This window comes from Mesorhizobium sp. L-8-3, from assembly GCF_016756615.1.
Lineage (GTDB): Bacteria > Pseudomonadota > Alphaproteobacteria > Rhizobiales > Rhizobiaceae.
This window is the reverse complement of the sequence record NZ_AP023262.1, coordinates 8075199-8093905: the sequence shown is the minus strand read 5'-3', so window position 1 is coordinate 8093905 and position 18707 is coordinate 8075199. Positions and strand designations below refer to the sequence as shown.

19 protein-coding genes are annotated in these 18707 nt (G+C 63.1%); 10 read left to right on the top strand and 9 right to left on the bottom strand.

Annotated features, from left to right (window positions below; all coding sequences use genetic code 11):
- Positions 1 to 99 precede the first annotated feature (99 nt).
- From JN302_RS37145 to JN302_RS37135, 3 genes are all read left to right on the top strand, one after another.
- On the top strand, positions 100 to 414 hold the full coding sequence (locus JN302_RS37145; RefSeq protein ID WP_202330930.1) for a putative quinol monooxygenase: 315 nt from the start codon (positions 100 to 102) through the stop codon (positions 412 to 414).
- Positions 415 to 637: 223 nt separating this feature from the next.
- Positions 638 to 2095, top strand: a complete 1458-nt coding sequence (locus tag JN302_RS37140) for an MFS transporter (RefSeq protein WP_202330929.1) — start codon at positions 638 to 640, stop codon at positions 2093 to 2095.
- Between the two features lie 349 nt (positions 2096 to 2444).
- Positions 2445 to 3293 carry a hypothetical protein gene (locus JN302_RS37135; protein WP_202330928.1) on the top strand — a complete coding sequence of 283 codons (849 nt, stop codon included), beginning with the start codon at positions 2445 to 2447 and terminating at the stop codon, positions 3291 to 3293.
- Positions 3294 to 3340: 47 nt separating this feature from the next.
- Here JN302_RS37135 and JN302_RS37130 read toward each other — a convergent pair whose 3' ends face one another.
- Both JN302_RS37130 and JN302_RS37125 read right to left on the bottom strand, forming a co-directional pair.
- Entirely contained in the window at positions 3341 to 3925 is a 585-nt protein-coding gene (locus tag JN302_RS37130; RefSeq protein WP_202330927.1) for an SH3 domain-containing protein, read from the bottom strand.
- Between the two features lie 339 nt (positions 3926 to 4264).
- The gene (locus JN302_RS37125; RefSeq protein WP_244846127.1) at positions 4265 to 4930 is read right to left on the bottom strand and encodes a hypothetical protein; all 666 of its coding nucleotides are present in this window, start codon (positions 4928 to 4930) and stop codon (positions 4265 to 4267) included.
- Positions 4931 to 5103: 173 nt separating this feature from the next.
- On the opposite strand from JN302_RS37125, the gene JN302_RS37120 reads away from it, so the two are divergent.
- From JN302_RS37120 to JN302_RS37110, 3 genes are all read left to right on the top strand, one after another.
- Complete coding sequence (locus JN302_RS37120) at positions 5104 to 5361, top strand: DUF4212 domain-containing protein (protein ID WP_202309273.1); 258 nt, start codon at positions 5104 to 5106, stop codon at positions 5359 to 5361.
- A 13-nt stretch (positions 5362 to 5374) separates the two neighbouring features.
- Positions 5375 to 7198: a sodium:solute symporter family protein gene (locus JN302_RS37115; protein WP_202309272.1), complete on the top strand. Its 1824-nt coding sequence runs from the start codon at positions 5375 to 5377 to the stop codon at positions 7196 to 7198.
- 166 nt (positions 7199 to 7364) lie between these two features.
- Positions 7365 to 7709, top strand: coding sequence for a YggT family protein (locus JN302_RS37110; protein WP_202330925.1), 345 nt, complete (start codon positions 7365 to 7367; stop codon positions 7707 to 7709).
- A 121-nt stretch (positions 7710 to 7830) separates the two neighbouring features.
- On the opposite strand, the gene JN302_RS37105 is transcribed toward JN302_RS37110, so the two are convergent.
- Both JN302_RS37105 and JN302_RS37100 read right to left on the bottom strand, forming a co-directional pair.
- Complete coding sequence (locus JN302_RS37105; protein ID WP_202330924.1) at positions 7831 to 9069, bottom strand: MFS transporter; 1239 nt, start codon at positions 9067 to 9069, stop codon at positions 7831 to 7833.
- Positions 9066 to 9797, bottom strand: coding sequence for an MBL fold metallo-hydrolase (locus JN302_RS37100; RefSeq protein WP_202330923.1), 732 nt, complete (start codon positions 9795 to 9797; stop codon positions 9066 to 9068). Before JN302_RS37100 ends, JN302_RS37105 begins: the two co-directional genes overlap by 4 nt.
- Positions 9798 to 9959: 162 nt before the next feature.
- Here JN302_RS37100 and JN302_RS37095 point away from each other — a divergent pair, with 162 nt between their 5' ends.
- Positions 9960 to 10628 (top strand): ArsR/SmtB family transcription factor, encoded by a 669-nt coding sequence (locus JN302_RS37095; protein WP_202330922.1) that lies wholly within the window; start codon positions 9960 to 9962, stop codon positions 10626 to 10628.
- 172 nt (positions 10629 to 10800) lie between these two features.
- On the opposite strand, the gene JN302_RS37090 is transcribed toward JN302_RS37095, so the two are convergent.
- Positions 10801 to 11754, bottom strand: a complete 954-nt coding sequence (locus tag JN302_RS37090) for a LysR family transcriptional regulator (protein WP_202330921.1) — start codon at positions 11752 to 11754, stop codon at positions 10801 to 10803.
- A gap of 88 nt (positions 11755 to 11842) precedes the next feature.
- Here JN302_RS37090 and JN302_RS37085 point away from each other — a divergent pair, with 88 nt between their 5' ends.
- Positions 11843 to 12571, top strand: coding sequence for a glutathione S-transferase family protein (locus tag JN302_RS37085; protein ID WP_202330920.1), 729 nt, complete (start codon positions 11843 to 11845; stop codon positions 12569 to 12571).
- A gap of 88 nt (positions 12572 to 12659) precedes the next feature.
- On the opposite strand, the gene JN302_RS37080 is transcribed toward JN302_RS37085, so the two are convergent.
- The 4 genes from JN302_RS37080 to JN302_RS37065 form a co-directional block, all read right to left on the bottom strand.
- Positions 12660 to 13670 carry an MBL fold metallo-hydrolase gene (locus JN302_RS37080; RefSeq protein ID WP_202330919.1) on the bottom strand — a complete coding sequence of 337 codons (1011 nt, stop codon included), beginning with the start codon at positions 13668 to 13670 and terminating at the stop codon, positions 12660 to 12662.
- A gap of 17 nt (positions 13671 to 13687) precedes the next feature.
- Positions 13688 to 15004, bottom strand: a complete 1317-nt coding sequence (locus JN302_RS37075) for a TRAP transporter large permease (RefSeq protein WP_202309261.1) — start codon at positions 15002 to 15004, stop codon at positions 13688 to 13690.
- The gene (locus JN302_RS37070) at positions 15001 to 15477 is read right to left on the bottom strand and encodes a TRAP transporter small permease subunit (protein WP_244846126.1); all 477 of its coding nucleotides are present in this window, start codon (positions 15475 to 15477) and stop codon (positions 15001 to 15003) included. The genes JN302_RS37075 and JN302_RS37070 overlap by 4 nt, the downstream gene beginning before the upstream one ends.
- Before the next feature lie 163 nt (positions 15478 to 15640).
- Positions 15641 to 16717, bottom strand: coding sequence for a C4-dicarboxylate TRAP transporter substrate-binding protein (locus JN302_RS37065; RefSeq protein ID WP_244742691.1), 1077 nt, complete (start codon positions 16715 to 16717; stop codon positions 15641 to 15643).
- 158 nt (positions 16718 to 16875) lie between these two features.
- Between JN302_RS37065 and JN302_RS37060 the strand changes: the two genes are divergently transcribed.
- Positions 16876 to 17574 (top strand): TetR/AcrR family transcriptional regulator, encoded by a 699-nt coding sequence (locus tag JN302_RS37060; protein ID WP_202330917.1) that lies wholly within the window; start codon positions 16876 to 16878, stop codon positions 17572 to 17574.
- A gap of 36 nt (positions 17575 to 17610) precedes the next feature.
- Entirely contained in the window at positions 17611 to 18600 is a 990-nt protein-coding gene (locus tag JN302_RS37055) for a fumarylacetoacetate hydrolase family protein (RefSeq protein WP_202330916.1), read from the top strand.
- The last annotated feature ends 107 nt before the right edge of the window (positions 18601 to 18707 follow it).

Genomic DNA, 18707 nt, shown 5'->3' with positions numbered 1-18707 from the left:
CGGCACGCGTCACAAACACCCTTCCTCGAACGTCACATGGGCATGGGCACAATGCCCGGCAATGCGCGGCTGACGGTCGCGCACATTCGAGGAAAGATCATGAGCAGGAAAGCACTCTACATCCGGCACAAGGCGCAGCCCGGCAAGCGGGAAGAGGTGAAGCGCATATGGGAGAAATATGCGCGCGCCTATATCGCGGATGCTGACGGCCAGATCGCCTATTTCTACGGCTTCGACGACAACGATCCCGACGTGATCGTGGCCTTCCAGGTCCATGCCGGCGAAACCGGGGCGGACGACTTCACCAGGCAGTCCTGGTATCCGGACTATGAGCGGGAAACGGCCGCATTGCTCGCCGAACCGTCGGAGTTCCGCTCCATCACGCCGCAATGGATCAAAGGCACCGCCGTCTAGAGCAATTCCAGCAAGAGCGCACAGCAATCTTGCGTCCGGAATTGCCAACAAAACGAATAGTTAGAGCATTTCCGATTCTCGCGATTGGGAGAAGCCGGAAGCTCTGGAGATACCAAATCAAGCCCGGCGGCTTGCGACCCCGCGTCCGCCGGGATTCTCCACATCATCCCCAGTCTGTTACCCCAGGACGAACAAGCCGCAGCGAGGCTGCGCGAGGTTTCCAATGAACACCAACGATCTTTCGACGGGCACGAGCCGCCCGGGCTGGGCCGCCCTTCTTGGCGGACGCAGCGGCGTCTTCTCCATCGTCCTGGCAGGGGGCGTCATGCTGCACGCGCTCAACATCTATATCGTCACCACGATCCTTCCATCGGTCGTCGAAGACCTTGGCGGGCTCGATCTCTATGCCTGGAGCACGACCCTGTTCGTGGTCGCGTCCATTCTCGGCGCGGCGCTTGCCTCGCGACTTCTCGATGGCGCGGGTTCGGGGCGTGCCTATGCCCTCGCGACGGTTCTGTTTGCGGCCGGCACCCTGATCTGCGCGGCGGCGCAGGCATTTCCGGTCCTTCTGGCCGGCCGCTTCGTCCAAGGCTTCGGAGGTGGATTGCTCTATGCGCTCGCCTATGCCGTCATCCGGCTCGTCTATCCGGAAACGCTCTGGTCCCGGGCGATCAGCCTGATCTCGGTCATTTGGGGCGTCTCCACCCTCGTAGGTCCCGCTGTGGGCGGCGTCTTCGCCGAAATGAATGCCTGGCGCGCCGCCTTCTGGTCGCTCGTTCCGGTCGCCACGGTGTTCGGTCTGGTCGCGATGGCGGTTTTGCCGGCAAAAGGCGGTGGCGAAAGCGCATCCTCGCCGCTGCCGCTGCCGCAACTCGCTCTCCTGGCAGCATCCGTGCTTGCTGTGTCCGCGGGCAGCGTCTCGGCCGATCCTGTGTTGAACGGTGTGGGCATGCTCGCTGCAGTCGTCCTCGCGGCATTGCTCGTCAGAACCGAGTTGAAGAGTGGCGCGCGGCTGTTGCCCACGGGCGGACTTGCATGGGGCGGCAAGCCCATGGCGCTTTATGCGACGATCGGGCTTCTGGTGATGGGCATGCAGACGGATGTCTTCGTGCCCTATTTCCTCCAGATCCTGCATGGCCAGTCGCCGCTTGCTGCCGGCTACCTCGCGGCGCTGATGGCAATGGGCTGGACCCTCGGATCGTTGCAGAGCGCCGGCCGCAATGGGAACGCAGGACTGCGCGCCATCGCGTCAGGACCGCTGTTCGTCCTCGTCGGGCTGGCAATCCTGGCGGCTCTGGTTCCATTCCCGGGCGGTGCAGAATGGCAGATCGCTGCAATATGCGCCGGACTGTTGCTGGTGGGGCTGGGGATCGGCGTCGCCTGGCCGCATCTGGTGACGAATGTCTTCAGGGAGGTGCCCGCCGCCGAGCAAGGGCTTGCCGCCGGTTCCATCACCACCGTCCAGCTCTTCGCCACCGCCTTCGGCGCCGCGGCCGCGGGAATGGTCGCCAATCTCGGCGGGCTCAGCGATCCCGGCGGCGCGACCGGTGCCGCCGATGCTGCGCTCTGGCTGTTCGTGACCTTCCTTGCTGCGCCGGCCTCCGCATTGATCTCCTCGAGGCGGATCCTGGTGGGGCGCGGATCGGGGAAGGATGCCCTGCAGCCTGCTTCCGGCGTCTAGTGGTTCCCGCCTGCGGATATCCTGCCCGCGACCTCGATCGGATGATCGCCTTGGGTTTTTGCTCACCGGCTCTTCGGCGGACAACTGGCGACCTTCGGGGACGGGCCAATTGTCCGCACTCGAGGCCGAAGACGTGGGGCGGAGGAAGACGTTGGGCGCTGTCGGAGCCGCTCATCCGCGACCTCGCAGCGCATCGGGCGCCTGTGCTGCGTCTCGCCCCTGGCGAGCAGATGGCGGACGGCGCTGATCGCCGTCCCCGCAGTCTCGGCTGCCGACGAATGCCTGCACCCTTTTGACGCGGGGGCGAAGGATCGCTAGCTTTCGTGTTTGTTCACCGGGGCGGGGTACAATGGGCGGTCTATTCCATACAGGTCTGCTCGGGCTGCCGCTCCTCGCAACGTGGATTGGTTGCGCCTTTGCCGAGCCGGCATCCTTTCCTGAACCGATGGAACGGCTGCGGCTGGGATTGGATGAAACCTACGCCGATCTCGTCAGGCTTGTCGTGCCGGGGATCACCGTCGACGCCGGAAGATATTCCAGAGGCCGCACAATCGCTGTCAGGGACATCGGCGGCAAGAATCCTGACGGCCTTGGGCCTGCGTCCACCGAGTTCATACGGGTCGCGGCCATCCCGGTGCGCTCCGGCGGTCCGAACCGGACGGCGCTGCTCCTGGACTTCGGCATGGGTCAGGATGTCGTCGGATATGCAATTCTCGCCCTCTTCGATGTGACGGACGGTCCTCGACTTCTCGATGCCGCCAATGTCGCCTTTGGCGACCACACCATCTTCCTGGACCCGGTTCGGCTGCCGGTTGGCGCCGGCGCCGATCTGCTGGTGACCCAAAGCACGCATTCCAATTCCAGCCAGGGCTACACCACCACGGCACTCATCCTCGCGCGCGATGACAGGTTCGAGCTTGTCGACACGATTTTCGCCTTCAGCGAAAGGGCCTGCGCCTATGAGCGCACGCAGCAAATCGACGTTCGGCAAGACGTGGGAGAGCGTCCGGCGGACATCTCGGCAAGCGTGACCGAAACGATTGCCGATACCGGCGAGCGGTGCGACGGGGTGACCGCGCTGGAGCCGGGGACGCGGGAGATCACCGTGACCTACCGCTGGGATGCCGCCGCGGACCGCTACATGCCTGACTCCGATGCGTTCGAGGTGCTGGCGCGCGAGAACGAGGAGCGCTTCTGAGAGGCGAATGCCGGACACTCGAACCTGTCGCTCGAAACCGAAGCGCATCAAGGGCAGGTCGTCACCTGGCTACCGCAGGTATCGTCGGTCCAGCCGCGCAGGTGCTTGCCAAGAAACGTCCCTTCGACCTCGACCCACCAGCCCTTGCAGGACAGGAGGCGCTCGAGGGAAAAATAGTCTGCGCCCTTCCTGTCGCCCGGCCAGTCATGGAAATCGAAGATCACCGGTGCGTGTCTTGAAGGAGCGCCATACAGATATTGCCCCTCTACCGAGCGGCCAAGAAATCGGCCCGACACCCAGCCGTCGCCTTCAAAGACGACCTCGGCATCGGCGTCGCCGTAGTTGTTCGTGGTCGCACTGTTGATCCGGAACCAACCGTCCTTCGATCCGACTATGTTGACTTCGGTGGCGTACTCCTCGCCGTCAAGCTGCTGCGGTGGCGGAAGCCGGCCGATCACCGGGTAGGCAATACCAGGGCCGGCGCGGACGTTGAGGCCGGATCTATCCTTGTCGGTCGACCAGGCCGAAATTGCGCAGCCACCGAGCCCCGCCACGTCGCTCGCCGACTCCTGGGCAACGGCATTGCCGGCCATAAGGAGGAAAATCGGCCACAGTATCTGGGCGAGGCGCATCGGATGGCGTGGCATGTCTACGCTCCGTCTGAGCTTGCGCGATTGTGCGCGAGGGTACCGCGAAGGCAGCGGCTGCCGCGGCGACGCGCCGCTCGAAGAGGGCGAGCAGTTCTGAAACCGTCTTGGTGAGCGCGATATCCAAACCGATCTCCCCAGAGGCTGCAACCGAACGGCTAAGTCCTCGCCTCGGTTGCGTTTCGCGGCAAAGCCGGCTCTGGCTGCGCTACCGGCGCGTACCGGTCTCGCCCGCGATTGCGATGCGCCTGACCTCCAACCGGGCCCGTTGGGCTTCCTGAACATTCACGTGAATAACGCCTTCCTGCCCGCAAGCTGATCCAATCAACGGTGTTCGGATGAACCTCGGGAAACCCGCGCCCGCCAGTCGGAAACAACGGCTCGCGCGTCCAGCCTGTTGCGGAAATCCTCGCGAATCTCGTTCCACGCAAAGCGCATGGAATTATGCACGATGTCGCGGTCGTGCTTCTTGAGTTCTTCGGCGATAGGCGCCCACTCGACGATCGCCTTGGGGCTTTCCGTGAATGACGTCGCTCCGCCGGCGATTGCTTCCCATCGGATCCCGTCGAGGCGCTGGTCAAAGTCGGCGAGCCACTTCGTGACAACCGATTTGTCGATCGTGGCGTCGGCGTTGTCTGCCAGTCCCGACCTGAAGCATTCGAGCGCCATTCGTGATCGCTCGGATCGGTCCAGATCCGACGCTGCCGCGATGTGAGCGATCGCGTGAACGGTCAGATCCGACAACGAAGCAGCAAATACATGCATTTTCGCTATGTTGATGGACCTGACGAATCGTTCATCGTCGAACGCTTTCGGGTAGGCCATGCCCATGCGCTCTTTGAGATAGCCGTAGAGTTTCTTCTGCGTGACCAGTGCCGCCCTGGTACTGACAAACTGAAATACACGCTGCGCAGTGCCGATGGGCGCCGTGTCCCGGCGCAAGGAGAGCCCTGAAATGGCCTCTATCAGCCATCTTGCCGCCTCGGCCAACTGTCCTGGTATCTGCTTCATCGGATCGGGATGGTCCGTCGGAATGCTACGATAGGATTATTCGTCCGATGGATTTCTTCAAGTAAGCTTTGAAAAGGGGACGGATTCTGCCTTGTTGAGTCGGCCCCTGTCTGGAGGCAACTACCGCATACGATTAATTGGGAGGAGATCGCATGTCCAGCAGCGACATTGATGCAAAGGCACGTCATTGGATTAAGACCAGAAACTTGACATATGTCATTCTCGCGCTGTGGGCGTTCTTCGCGATTCTGGTTCCATGGATCGCCAGCTCGCTGAACGCATTTACGTTTCTGGGCTTTCCGCTCGGCTACTACATGAGCGTCCAGGGATCACTCATCGCCTTTGTTGCTCTGATCTGGATCCAGAACTGGTTCCAGGACCGGATCGACGACGAATTCGGAATAGAATGAGGGGGATAGGGCAATGGATGTCACCGTAGAAGCCAAGCGCGACAAGCGATTTGTCGATAATCTTGGCAAGGTATATGCGCTTTACACATTGGGTTTTCTCGCTTTCTTCGGATTGATGGCTCTCCTGGAGAGGATGGGACTGGGAGCCGAGCCTATAGGTATTGGTTTCCTGCTTTTCACGATTGCGATCTACGCAATCATCGGATGGCTTTCGCGCACGGCGGAAGTCGATGCGTACTATGTGGCGGGGCGCGAAGTTCCGGCGCTCTACAATGGTATGGCAACCGCGGCGGACTGGATGTCCGGCGCATCCTTCGTGGCTCTGGCCGGCGGCGTCTATTTCGGCGGCTACCCCTATCTGGGCTACATCGTCGGCTGGACGGGCGGCTATGTGCTCGTGAACTCGCTGATGGCGCCCTACCTGCGCAAGTTCGGATGTTACACGGTGCCCGACTTCATCGGCACCCGCTATGGCGGCAACGTGGCACGTCTGTGCGCCGTGATCGTGCTGGTCGTGGCTTCGTTCACCTATGTCACCGCCCAGATCAACGCGACCGGGACGATTGCGGCACAGACGCTCGGCCTTCCGTTCGAGGTCGGCGTTTGGCTCGGCCTTCTCGGCATATTCATTTGTTCAATGCTCGGGGGCATGCGCGGCGTCACCTGGACGCAGGTCGCGCAGTACATCGTGCTGATCATCGCCTATCTGGTGCCCATCATCTGGATGTCGAACAGGCAGGGCTTCGGTATCATCCCGCACTTCTCCTACGGCGAGGCCGTGCAGCGCATCGCGGAACTGGAAGCTCAGTTCGGGTTGAAGCCGGCGGCCGAGGCGATCCCCGGCGTGGCCGTTCTCGTCAATCCGCAGAACGCCCCCGACGGCAAGGGATGGGCGATGGTTTCGCTCGCCATATGCATGATGGCCGGTACGGCGTCCCTGCCTCACATCCTGATGCGGTATTTCACGACGCCCTCGGTTCGCTCGGCCCGTCGCTCGGTCGGCTGGTCTCTGCTGTTCATCTTTCTCCTGTACTTCTCCGCGCCGGCTCTCGCCACGCTGACGAAGCTGCAGTTGCTCGATCCCAATCTGGCGACATCAGTCATTGGCAAGGCATTCGACGAGGTGTCGAACCTTCAATGGGTCCAGCACTGGAGTTCGGTGGGCATGTTGGCGGTCGCGGACCAGAACGGCGACGGTATCGTGCAATTGAACGAGTTCTTCATGCGGCCGGACATCGTCGTGCTTGCCACGCCGGAAATCGCGGGCCTGCCGTATGTGATCTCGGGCCTCGTGGCAGCCGGCGGGCTTGCCGCCGCGATGTCGACCGCTGACGGGCTGCTCCTGGCGATCGCAAATGCGCTGTCGCACGACCTCTACTACAAGATGATCGACCCGCAGGCCGACACGCGTCGCCGTCTGATCGTCGCTCGCATCTTGCTGATCTTCATCGGCGCGGCGGCGGCATTCATAGCGTCGCTCAAGCTGACTGGGATCCTCGGTGCGGTGGCTTGGGCTTTCAACTTTGCGTGCTCCGGTCTCTTCTTTCCGCTTGTCCTGGGCGTGTGGTGGAAACGGGCAAACACGGCAGGCGCAATCGCCGGCATGGTTGGCGGCTTCACGGTAGGCTCCATCTACCTCTATCTGGTGTTCAACAAGATGATGACGCCGTGGCTGGGCCTTGACGACGTGCGCTTCGGCATCGTCGGCATGGCGGTCAGCCTTGTGGCCATGGTCGCGGTCTCTCTCGCGACGCGGGTTCCGTCCAAGGAAATCCAGAACATGGTCGACGAGGTACGCATTCCCGGCGGTGGTACGATCCTCGCGGCTGGCCACTAGAGAATGTCTCCCGAAACTGGGAACCGGTTTCGGGGCAAAGACATGTGAAGGAACAAACACCTGAAGCGCGTAAATATCGCGACGCGCTTTAGGTGGCATCAAGCCAAAAGCAAGGGGCGGGACCAAGTCCCGCCCCTTTCCTCTGGGGAGCCCTTCTTTGGAACAAATGATCTTCATTCACCCGCTTTGGGTGATCGTGGTCGATTACGTGCTCGGCGTCGTGATGTGGACCCTCATCGGTCGCGCGGCGATGAACCTTTTCCTGCGGGAGGATTCCGAGTTCTTTTTCATGCGCTTCTTCGTTCGGGCCACCGATCCGATCCTGCGCTTCTTCAAACCCGTGACGCCGGCTTTCCTTGTCGATCCCTTGGTGCCGCTCTACGTGGCCTGGTTCTTCTTCATGATCCGGTTCTACCTCATGCCCTGGCTGCTCGGATATTCCGTCATGGGCATGCTGTCGTTCCCGCTCGAAAGCGACATAGCCCAGTTCCTCTATGGAATGTTCAGGTAATCAGCCGAGGCTTGTAGCATGCTCCGGCAAGGGAGCAGCGGTTCCGGGAAAAGACAGCGCGCCAGATCGAGAATCCATGGTGCGTGGCATGAATTCGCGCGACGTCCTCGCGGGCCTCGCCCTAGGAGGGCCGCCGCTCGACCATCGCCACCGCCGCCACCGCGCCCGAAACGAAGGTGAGCCCGGCGATCGCCATGATCGCGGCGGCCAGCCCGAAGGCGTCCGCGATCAGCCCCGCCGACAATGCGCCGATCGCGTAGCCGAGGTCGCGCCAGAAGCGGTAGACGCTCAGCGAGCGGGCACGCCATGACGGATGCGAGGCGTCCGAGACGGCCGCGATGAGGCTCGGATAGACCATCGCGGTCCCGAGCCCCAGTAGGACGCTCGCGCCCAGCCACCATCCGAACTTGCCCGTGACGGCGGTGAGCAGGAGCGCCGCCGCCTGGACCCACATCCCGGCCACGATCAGCCCCTTGCGGCCCCATCGGTCGCTGAGCGGCCCGGTGACGACCTGGCATAGCCCCCAGACCGCGGGATAGACCGCCTTCAGTATGCCGACGCGCTCGATCCCCAGTCCGCCGGCGGTGAAGAAAAGCGGGAAGATGCCCCAGCTCATGCCGTCATTGAGGTTGTTGACCAGTCCCGCCTGCGACGCCGCGAAGAGGTTGCGGTCGCGCAACGAGGTCAGCACGAAGACGTCGCGGAAGGTGAGCGGCGATCCCTCGTTCGCGTGCTTCGCGGTCTCCAGCCGGACGTGCCCGCGCGTGTCCCGCACGACAAAGATCGAGAGAACCGTTCCCAGGATCGCGTAGCCCACGCCCAGATAGATCGGGACCGGCCTCAGGCCGTGCTCGGCCGCCAGCCAACCGGTGAGGAATGCCGTGACACCGACCGCGAAATAGCCCGCGAACTCGTTGAGGCCGACGGCCAGGCCGCGTCCCTTCGGACCGACGAGGTCGACCTTCATGATGACGGTCATCGACCAGGCGAGGCCCTGGCTGACGCCCAGCAGGGCGTTGGCTGCTACGATCCAGTTCCAGTCCGGTGCCCACAGGATCATGAACGGCACCGGCAGGCCGAAGAGCCAGCCCAGCACGAGCACCCGCTTGCGCCCCCAGCGGTCGGCGAGTTGTCCGGAGACGAGATTGGCGAAAGCCTTCACCACGCCGAAAGAGACGATGAAGGACACCACGAGCGTGGTCGAGGCGATGCCGAATTCCTCGGAGCCGATCAGCGGCACGACCGTTCGCTCGATGCCGACCATGCCGCCCACGAAGGCGTTGATGAGGACGAGCAGCGCGAACTGGCGCCAGTTCTCCTTCAGTCCGAGGCGGACGCCGCCAACGGCGCCGTCGTTCACGACGCCGTCCCCACGTTGACCGCACGGATCCGTGCTGCCTCAGGCGGCGGGGGCGGGATGTCGGCGACCATCGCGGCGACGAAGGCCTCTTCGTCCTCGATCCGGAACGCCTTGTTGAACCGCTTCTCGAAGCCGATGGTCGAAGTCGCCTTGCCGCTCAGCGACCTCCCGCAAACCGAGCCGGAATAGGCGCCGGGGAAGACTTCGACGTGGTCCGGAAGCCCCTTCAGGCGCCGGGCCGTAGCGAACAGGGCGCGCGCGCCTTCCTCGGCACTGGAAGCGAGCTCGGTTCGTCCGAGATCGCCGACCATGAGCGTGTGCCCGGTGAGGATGAACCATGGTTCGGGGGCGCGCGTGCGGTCGGTCACCAGCAGAGACACATGCTCGGGCGAATGTCCCGGCGTGTGCATGACCTTGGCGGTCACGTTGCCGAGTTCGAGCACGGTGCCGTCCTTCACCCCCCGGAACGGAAAACCCGCGCCGGTCCCTTCGAAGAGCACGTATTGCGCGCCGGAGGCTTCGGCGAGTGCGCGGCCCGAAGAGACGTGATCGGCATGGACGTGGGTGTCGACGACGTAGAGGATTCGCATGCCCGTCGCCGCTGCGGCGTCCAGATAGGACCTGACATCGCCGACGGGATCGACGACGGCCGCGGATGCCTTGCCGCCACAGCCGAACAGATAGGATGCGGCCACGGGGTCGGAATGCAGGAACTGGCGCAGGATCATCTTTTTGCTCCGTTCGACGGGCTGCCCATCGTCAGCGCGACGGGCCGAGGGGGTGTTAGGGGCAACAGCGTCCTGGACGACATGGGCTTGCCCCTTCGCAAAGCGGCGTGGTATTCTAAATTCAATAATTATGTTGAATGATCTATCGTAGGCGGTACGGCGATGTCAATCGGCAATCCGAAACAGGCCCTCTATGAGCAGTTCGCCCAGGTGGGGAAGGCCTTCGGCAACGCGCAGCGGCTCGAACTCGTCGAGCATCTGGCGCAGGGCGCGCGCAGCGTGGAGGCGCTGGCGGCGAAGCTCTCTTTGCCGGTCGCCAATGTTTCGCAGCATCTCCAGGCGATGCGCCGTGCCGGACTGGTGACCTCGGAGCGCGATGGAAAGTTCGTGAACTACCGCCTGGCGGACGAGAGCGTGCTGGCCGCCTTTGCCGCCCTGCGCGCCGTTGCCGAGAGGCATTCGGCCGAGGTCGAACGCGTGGTCCGCGGCTATTTCGACCGCCGCGACGACATGGAGCCGGTTTCCCGCGACGAACTCGCCGCGCGGATGGATCAAGGTCTCGTCACGGTGATCGACGTCCGGCCGCCGGACGAATACGCTCTCGGACACCTGCCGGGTGCGATCAACGTGCCGCTTCCCGACCTCGAAGCCCTCGCTGATGGATTCGACGAGGGGCGCGAGATCGTCGCCTACTGCCGCGGCCCCTGGTGCGTCATGTCCTTCGAAGCCGTGGCGAGACTGCGCGAAAGGGGATTTACCGCCCGCAGGCTGGAAGACGGGCTGCCCGAGTGGAAGGCCGCAGGGCTGGCGGTCGAGGCCGGTGCTTCGTAACGTCCTGTGCCGGACCTTGAGCCTGGGCGCCCACCCGACCGCGGTTCGAAACCGAATTGCCCTTGGTGGCCGACATTCCGATGCAGACTGAACTGGATAGTGCCTCCTTTGGCCGGCCGCGGTCGTCCGGCTGTTTCTTGCAAGGCAGGGAGATGTCGGTTCCGGATCGATTTCAGGGGCGGGCTGGGCTCTGCGTTCTGTCCCGGGATCGGGCATCGGACTTCGGCCGTTCGATCCGGCGCATCAGCCGATCGAGCCGGCTGCAGACTTCACGCACGACCGGAGAGTCTCGCCGCGCCCTGCTGACGCAGCGCGCCCAGAAGATCGAGGCGCCGGCGATCGGCCAGCATCCGATGCCGTCCATATCCCGGCCGCGAACGCCCGACGCGGGAACGATCGTGACGCAGTTGCCGTGTGTCACCAGATCATGCGCAAGGCGCCAGGAATCCACCTCCATGGCGATGCGCGGTATGGCTCCTCGCCGTCGGAAAAGCTTGTCGACATGCTGACGCAACGAATTGCTCACGCCGGGCAACACCAGCTCGAGATGGCGCAACCGATCAATGGTCAAGGCTCCCGCATCGGGAAATGCGTTCATTGGCGCCATCACCATCAAGGGGTCGTTGGCTATCGGCTGCTGGTCAACGCCCTCGATCAGACGCTCCGTGTCATGGATCAGGACGCCGATGTCGGTGCGGCCGTCGCGCAATTGCGCGTGAAGCATCGCATCGAATCCGTCCATGACGCTCAAACGGATTCCTGGCTCGCTTTCGCGCAGTTCCTGCACCAGCGGCAGCGTCACAGCGTGGTGCAGCGAACTCGGCATGCCGAGCGAGACATCGCCCGAAAGCGCCGAGCGCCATTGTGAGAGTTGCTCGCCCACGACGTGGGCCTGCGCCAGCAGAGGCGCGGCTTTGGACAGCAGCAGTTGACCCGCTTCCGTTGGCGTGACCCCGCGCGCCGCACGCGTCAGCAGCCGCGTGCCGACCTCGTCTTCGAGCCGCCTGATCAACCGGGTCAATGCCGGCTGGGAAATGCCGAGATCGAATGCGGCACGGGTGACGTTTCGGAACTCCGCCACGCGCTGGAAGCACCGCAGCAGCTCGAGGTCGAGAATTCTGCTCATTCGAAACCCGTATGGATCGGATGCGGACTTAGCATTTCCATCGGGGCCTCGGGTCCGCGATCATTCCCGGACCAAGCAGGAGGATCCGATGCTCGAACTGTACCATTCGCCGATCTCGACATGCAGCCAGAAGGTGCGACTGGTGCTTGCCGAAAAAGGGTTGGACTGGAAATCGAACCTGATCGTTTTCACCACGGGGGACCACCTCACCGAAGACTATCTGAAGCTGAACCCCAACGGCGTCGTGCCGACGCTGATCGACGACGGCGATCCGATCATCGATTCGTCCGTGATCAACGAATATCTTGAGGATGTATACCCCGAGGTCCCCGTCCGTCCGAGGGATGCCAAGGGAACCGCCAGGATGCGTGCCTGGCGGCAGTTCATCGACGAGGTCCCGACGCCGGCGATCCGATATCCATCCTTCAACGCCTATTTCGTACCGATCTGGCAGAAATTGTCCGAAGAGGAATTTGCCGCCTATGCCAGACGCCTGCCGTTGCGAAAGCATTTTTACCGGCATATGGGGCGCGGCGGATTCGACAAGCAGGCCATTGACGAAGCCCTCGACAAGCTGCGCCAGACATTGGAACGCATGGAGAAGGCGCTGGTTACGGGGCCGTGGCTGGTCGGGGACCAGTATACGCTCGCCGACGTCAGCATCACCCCGACCGTCGTGCGTATGGAGGATCTCGGGCTGGGCAACATGTGGTCCGACCTGCCTGGCGTGACCGACTGGTACCGGCGGATCCAGGCACGCCCCAATTTTTCGACCGCCTACATGCCGGGTTCGCGCGATCTCGGACCAAGCTGCTAGAAATTGCAGCCCCGACCTCCTCGGATGATGGCGCGGAGACGCCATCATCCATTGTTCCGAGACAAGGAGCCCGGCGTGCAAGGTCTTTCTAACCGTGCGCTTCGCCGCAGGCCTTGCAGTAGGCTTCGTGTACCGGCCCGCGCCCCAGATGATGGCGGAAGCTCTTCATTTCGGCGAAGTAGGGGATCGGCGCACGGACCGGCCGTTGCGGAGCGTTCTCGAAATCGTCGAAGAGCGTCTGCACCGTTACCACCACCCGCTCGGCGTCGTCCCAGTCGCGGTATTCTCCGAGGTCCATCTTGTAGGCAGCGGCTAGGTAGTCCATTCCCTCTTCATAGAGAGGGCGCGCCTGGTCGGTGACATATTGCAGATAGTCGCGCATCCGGCGCACGTCGTCCTTGGTGGAGATCGGTCCATGTCCAGCCACGACCGTCTCGACGTCCATGCCGAGCACCATGTCGCAGACGTCGATCCAGCGCTTGACCGGGCCGTACCAGGCGATTGGCGTGCCTTCGGTGAAGAGGATGTCGCCGGTGAAGATGACCTTGTCGTCGGGAACGTAGATCAGCGCGTCGCCGAGCGAATGCGAGGGGCCGACCTCGATGAGCTGGACCTTCTTCGATCCCACCATGATATCGAGCGTGCCTGAGAACACCTCGTTGGGCGGGGTGAGTTCGATGCCCGAGAAGTCGAACGGACGAAAGCACTCGCGCATGAACACGCCGGCGCTGCCATATTGCTCGGCGTCGAGGCAGATCTTCTGCACGACTGCCGGATCGAAGCGGGCGAAATCGTCGACGGTCCCTTGCGTTCCGATGATGCGGGCGTCCTTGACCAGCTGATTTCCGAAGGTGTGATCGCCGTCGGCATGGGTGTTCACCAACGTACCTATTTCCTTGGCCGCTGGAACGGCGTCGCGCATGGACTTCAGCATCTCGGCCGTGAGCTTGAGGTCGAACAGCGTGTCGACGAGAAGGGTCGCATCCCCATCGGTAACCAGGCCGGCATTCGACCAGCCCCAGCTGCCGTCGGGCAGCAGATAGGCGTAGCAGCCGTTGCCAAGATCCTGGAGACCTTTCCTGTATTGCCATCTGGCCATGTTCGATTCCTTCCGGGTCAAAGCAGCGCTGTGGTCAGCACCGGGAAGAGGAAGACGAGGGCGAGGACGAAGAGCATCATCGCGGCGAAGGGCAGGGCGCCCAGGAAGATGTCATGCAAGGTGATCTTGCTGTCGGGTCCAAGGGTCGCCTTGACCACGAAGACCGCGATGCCGAAGGGCGGGGTGAGCAGGCCGATCTCGACGGCAAGCACCACGAGCACGCCGAGCCAGATCAGGTCGACGCCGGTCCCCGTCAGGATCGGAACCGCGATCGGCAGCGTCAGCAGCATGATCGAGGCCGAATCGAGGATGGTGCCGAGCAGCATGATGACGATCATCAGCGCGACGACGATCCCCGTCGCGCCCATCCCCGATTCCACGACCCATGTGCCGAGCCAGCCCGGCATGCCCGACATTGCCAGCATGCGCGAATAGAGGCTGGCGCCGATGATCAGGAAGCAGATCGACGAAGTGGTATGGCCTGTCTGGACCAGCACCTGCCAGAAGCTCGCCCAGGTGAGGCGACGCTTGGCGAGCGAGATGAGCAGCGCCCCAAGCGCTCCGGCGGCGCCCGCCTCCGTCGGCGTGAAATATCCGCCATAGATGCCGCCGAGCACAAGCGAAACCAGTATGACGATGGGGGCCAGCTTGTTCAGCATTTCGCCGATGCCCATGTCGGGTGCCTCTTCGCGCGCCCGCGCCGTCTGCCCGCCGATGAAGCCTGGCCACCAGCGCCCCATGGCGAAGATCCCGGCGCAATAGACTAGGGCAAGCAGCATGCCGGGAATGACGCCCGCTATGAACAGGGACCCGACGGATTGTTCCGTGAGGACGCCGTAGAGGATGAAGAGCAGGCTGGGCGGGATGAGCATGCCGAGCACCGACGAACCCGCCACGACGCCGACCGCGAAACGACCTGTATAGCCGTGGCGCACCATCTCCGGCACGGCCACCTTGGTGAATACGGCGGCTGATGCGATGGAGATGCCCGTTATCGCCGCGAAGACGGCATTCGCGGCGACGGTCGCGATGCCGAGACCGCCAAGGATCCTGCGAAACAGCTGGGCGGCGACTTCGAACGTGTCCCGCCCGATGCCTGCGACCGCCACGAGAAGCCCCATCAGCACGAAAAGCGGCACGACGCCGAAAATGTAGTCGCTGATGGAATCCTTGAAGGCGAGCACCAGCATGTTCGATGCGATGTCGAAATTCCCGCGCAGCAGCCACACGCCGAGGAAAGAGAGGAGGATCAAGGCGATCGCGACATGCAGGCCTGAATAGATCAGGATCAGCATCGCCACGATGGAGAGGAATGCGATCCCGATGCCGCTCATGGGGTCACCCCGTGCGACGTCCGGAGGTTGTTCCACGACAGGAGGAGGAACTGGATCGCAGTCGCGACGATGCCGAGAAAGACAAGGACGAACAGCGGCCACTGCGGGATCGTGAAGAAACCCGGATTGCCCATGAAATTGCGTTCCGGGTGAAGCCAGGCCGAGGCGACGCTTGGCCAGAACTTCCACGCGATCAGCATCATGAGGAGGCCGCCGATCAGATGGAATATGGCCAGCAGCACGAGGCGGGCGCGGGGGGCGCGGCGCTCGAGCATGCCGAGCAGCACGTCGGACCGCGTCATCGCACCGGAGCGCAGCGTATGCGCCAGCTGCAGGAAGACGATGCCGACGATGGAAAAGGCGACGAGTTCCGGCACGCCGGAGATCGGGCGAAGCAGGAAGCTGCGCCCGACGATATCGGCGTTGATCAGGACCATTAGAAGAATGATCCATAATGTGCCGACGGCGTTCATTCCGCCGATGATCCGGTCAAAGGGGCCGGCGGGCTCCTGTGGCCTAGGCGGAGCTTCGATTGGTATGGCTGATTCTCCTGCCATGATCCTTCCGGCGCGCCGGCCGGCCTTCCATTGATGTGGAGAGCAATGCGCCGGGCCGAGCGGCTCGGCGCCGACGCTGCTAGTTGGCGAGGTAGTCGCGCACGAATGTGAAGCCGGCGGCCTTCAGATTGTCGCGATAGGCTTCCAGCACCTTGTGCCCGGGTTCGCCGCGCGATTCGGCCGCTGCCGCCCAGGCCCCGGTCGGGTTCGGCAGTTGCTCGATCCACGCTTTCCGATCAGCTTCGTCGAAGGCGACTTCCTTGCCGCCATTGTCGAGCATCGTCTTCTCGGCAGCCTGGTAGCGTTGCTCCTGCTCTTCGAAATAGGCCTTGGTGTAGGCGGCCGCGGCGGTGCGGAACGCCTGTTTCGTAGCTTCGGAGAACGTATCCCACTGTTGTTTGGAGACGCCGAGCCCGCCGATATACATCGCGCCGAAGCCGACCTTGTTCCAGTAGGGCGCCACCTCGTAGAGCTTCGCCGGCGCCTGCGCGGTCATCCAGCCGATATTGCCGTCGTAAACGCCGGTCTTGATGTCGTTGTAGAAGGTCACGTAGCTGCCCTGCACGCCGACCGCGCCGGTGCCGTTGAGCCAGGCAAGGTTCGGCCCGGCGCCGCCGAGTTTCACGCCCTGCAGGTCCGTGGTCTTGGCCAGGGGCTTGGTCGAGGCGATGTTGTATCCGTCGATCGCGATGCCGCCGCCTATGTAGACGACACCTGTCGCCTCCTCCAGTTTCGCAAGCGCGCCGTCCGTGTCGGTGAGCGCCGCCTCGACAGCTTCGGTCACCATGCGCGCGTCGGTCGGGCCGAAGGGCATCGCATAGGTCAGGTTGAGCAGGCCCATCTGGGCCGGGCTGAACACGCCGCTCATCTGGCCGACATCGATGATGCCCTGCTGGAACGCCTCGACTTCCGAGCCGAGCTTGACGATCGTGCCGCCGTAACCCTCGGTCCAGTTGATCTTCGCCTCGCCGGTCTTGGCGAGTTCGGCATTCACCGTCGGTATGAAGGTCGTCTTGAGATGCTTCACCCAGAGGAACACCTCGGGATGCCCGGCCGCGACTGTCAGATTGATCGTTTCCTGCGCAAGGCCCGGGCCGCTAGCGAGACCGAGCGTGACAACGACGGCGCAGCCGCCCATCAGCGTGTTCCGAAACATGCAAATCCTCCCCTGATCGGACGGGCGAGCCATCTTCCTCCGGCTCGTCCGCGTCCGAACCGTAGCATGTTTGAACAAGTTGACAAGATTTTTGTAATAGCGTTCAATTGTCGCGTTGGCACTCCTCTTGTCAGGTGCCTCGTTCTCATCGGTGCACAATGGGCAAGGCGGCGAAATCCAATCCGGATCGATCGGTTGAGCAAAGCGAGCCGACGCAGCGCAGTGCGGCGGCAACCCGCACGCGCATCCTCGAGAGCGCCGAGGCGGAGTTTGCCGTGCATGGCTTCGACGGCGTCTCGGTCCGTCAGATCGCGCTGCGCGCTGAAGTGCCGGTCGCTCTGATCAACTACCATTTCGGCAGCAAGGACGGTCTCTACCGCGCCATCTTCGTGGCGCGCGCGCCGATGATCGTGGATGAGCGCATCGCCGGTCTTCGCCTGGCCTACATGGAGACCGATCCGGACAGGATGCTCGAACTTGTGATCAAGGCGGTACTGGTGCCCAACCTGCATATGCGAAGCGTCGAGAAGAATTCGAACTATGCCCGCATCCTTGCCCGCGAAGTCGCGGACCCGAAGGCAATGGAACGCGGCATCATCCAGGAGTTCTTCGACCCCGTCGCACACAAGGTGATCGAGGCCCTCAAGAAGGCGCTCCCCGATCGCCGCATCGAGGAACTGCATTGGGGCTATCAGATGATGCTCGGCGCAATGGTGTATGTCATGGCCGATATCGGCCGAATCCGCCGCCTTTCCGACGGCCGGTGCGATCCCGACAACGACATCGAGGCCACGCGCCATTTGGTGACAATGCTTCATGCCGCCCTGAAATATGGCCGCGTGCCGGCCGCCGATTGAAAACGCGAAACCCAACAAGCCTGGAGGAGGAGACCGATGAAACTCGTGACATACGAGAAGGACGGCAAGCAGCGCGCGGGCGCGCTGGTCGAGGGGGACGGAAAGGTCGTCGATCTCGCCGCGGCCCACGCGGAAGCGTTCGGCGAGGATCATGCCGCTTTCGCCTCCGTGCTTTCGATGATCGAAGCCGGAGATGCGGCACTCGACCGTGCCTATGAAACGCTGAAGAAGCTGGGCTCGAAGGGGGCGATCGACCGCGCGGCGATCAGGCTTCTGGCGCCCGTGCCTGTCCCGCCGCAGATCCGCGACTGCCTCTGCTTCGAGCTGCATCTGAAGCAGTCCTTCGCCGCCGCGCGGCGCATCCGGGCCAACGCGACGCCGGATCCCGAGGCCACGATGACTGAGTTCGAGGAGAAGGGCATCTTCGCCATCCCCAAGACCTTCTACGAGCAGCCGATCTACTACAAGGCCAACCGCTTCTCGGTCATCGGCACGGATGAGGACGTGGTATGGCCGTCCTACTCCAGCCTCATGGATTTCGAGCTGGAGTTCGGCTTCTATGTCAGGAAGAAAGGCGTCGACATCGCCCGCGACAAGGCGCGCGACTATGTTTACGGCTACACCATCTTCAACGACTTCTCCGCCCGCGACGCCCAGACCGCCGAGATGGGCGGCCAACTCGGACCGGCCAAGGGCAAGGACTTCGACAAGGGCAATGCCATGGGACCCTGCCTCGTCACCGCCGACGAGATGAAGGATCCCTACAACCTCACCATGATCTGCCGCGTGAACGGCGAGGAGTGGGGACGCGGATCGAGTTCGACCATGCATTGGAAGTTCGAGGACCTGCTGGCCCACATCTCCCGGTCCGAGACGATCTACCCCGGCGAGTTCTTCGGCTCGGGCACGGTCGGCAACGGTTGCGGCCTCGAGCACATGAAGTTCCTCAAGCACGGCGACGTGGTGGAACTCGAGGTCGAAGGCATCGGTGTCCTCCGCAATCGCGTGCTCACCAGGCCGAACTGAGCAATCGGCAGTGTGGAGGCCGGAGATTCCGCCGCGGGCCACAGCGGCGGGCGCTCGACGATGACGCATCTGGCGCTGTCGTCCGAGGGTCTGGACAGTGAGGAAAC

What these genes read in the sequence shown, in the direction of transcription:
- JN302_RS37090 (WP_202330921.1), bottom strand. Translation starts at nt 11,754, where the DNA reads ATGAGCAGAATTCTCGACCTCGAGCTGCTGCGGTGCTTCCAGCGCGTG.
- JN302_RS37130 (WP_202330927.1), bottom strand. Translation starts at nt 3,925, where the DNA reads ATGCGCCTCGCCCAGATACTGTGGCCGATTTTCCTCCTTATGGCCGGC.
- JN302_RS37135 (WP_202330928.1), top strand. Translation starts at nt 2,445, where the DNA reads ATGGGCGGTCTATTCCATACAGGTCTGCTCGGGCTGCCGCTCCTCGCA.
- JN302_RS37100 (WP_202330923.1), bottom strand. Translation starts at nt 9,797, where the DNA reads ATGATCCTGCGCCAGTTCCTGCATTCCGACCCCGTGGCCGCATCCTAT.
- JN302_RS37095 (WP_202330922.1), top strand. Translation starts at nt 9,960, where the DNA reads ATGTCAATCGGCAATCCGAAACAGGCCCTCTATGAGCAGTTCGCCCAG.
- JN302_RS37115 (WP_202309272.1), top strand. Translation starts at nt 5,375, where the DNA reads ATGGATGTCACCGTAGAAGCCAAGCGCGACAAGCGATTTGTCGATAAT.
- JN302_RS37070 (WP_244846126.1), bottom strand. Translation starts at nt 15,477, where the DNA reads ATGAACGCCGTCGGCACATTATGGATCATTCTTCTAATGGTCCTGATC.
- JN302_RS37080 (WP_202330919.1), bottom strand. Translation starts at nt 13,670, where the DNA reads ATGGCCAGATGGCAATACAGGAAAGGTCTCCAGGATCTTGGCAACGGC.
- JN302_RS37065 (WP_244742691.1), bottom strand. Translation starts at nt 16,717, where the DNA reads ATGTTTCGGAACACGCTGATGGGCGGCTGCGCCGTCGTTGTCACGCTC.
- JN302_RS37085 (WP_202330920.1), top strand. Translation starts at nt 11,843, where the DNA reads ATGCTCGAACTGTACCATTCGCCGATCTCGACATGCAGCCAGAAGGTG.
- JN302_RS37060 (WP_202330917.1), top strand. Translation starts at nt 16,876, where the DNA reads ATGGGCAAGGCGGCGAAATCCAATCCGGATCGATCGGTTGAGCAAAGC.
- JN302_RS37145 (WP_202330930.1), top strand. Translation starts at nt 100, where the DNA reads ATGAGCAGGAAAGCACTCTACATCCGGCACAAGGCGCAGCCCGGCAAG.
- JN302_RS37140 (WP_202330929.1), top strand. Translation starts at nt 638, where the DNA reads ATGAACACCAACGATCTTTCGACGGGCACGAGCCGCCCGGGCTGGGCC.
- JN302_RS37110 (WP_202330925.1), top strand. Translation starts at nt 7,365, where the DNA reads ATGATCTTCATTCACCCGCTTTGGGTGATCGTGGTCGATTACGTGCTC.
- JN302_RS37055 (WP_202330916.1), top strand. Translation starts at nt 17,611, where the DNA reads ATGAAACTCGTGACATACGAGAAGGACGGCAAGCAGCGCGCGGGCGCG.
- JN302_RS37120 (WP_202309273.1), top strand. Translation starts at nt 5,104, where the DNA reads ATGTCCAGCAGCGACATTGATGCAAAGGCACGTCATTGGATTAAGACC.
- JN302_RS37075 (WP_202309261.1), bottom strand. Translation starts at nt 15,004, where the DNA reads ATGAGCGGCATCGGGATCGCATTCCTCTCCATCGTGGCGATGCTGATC.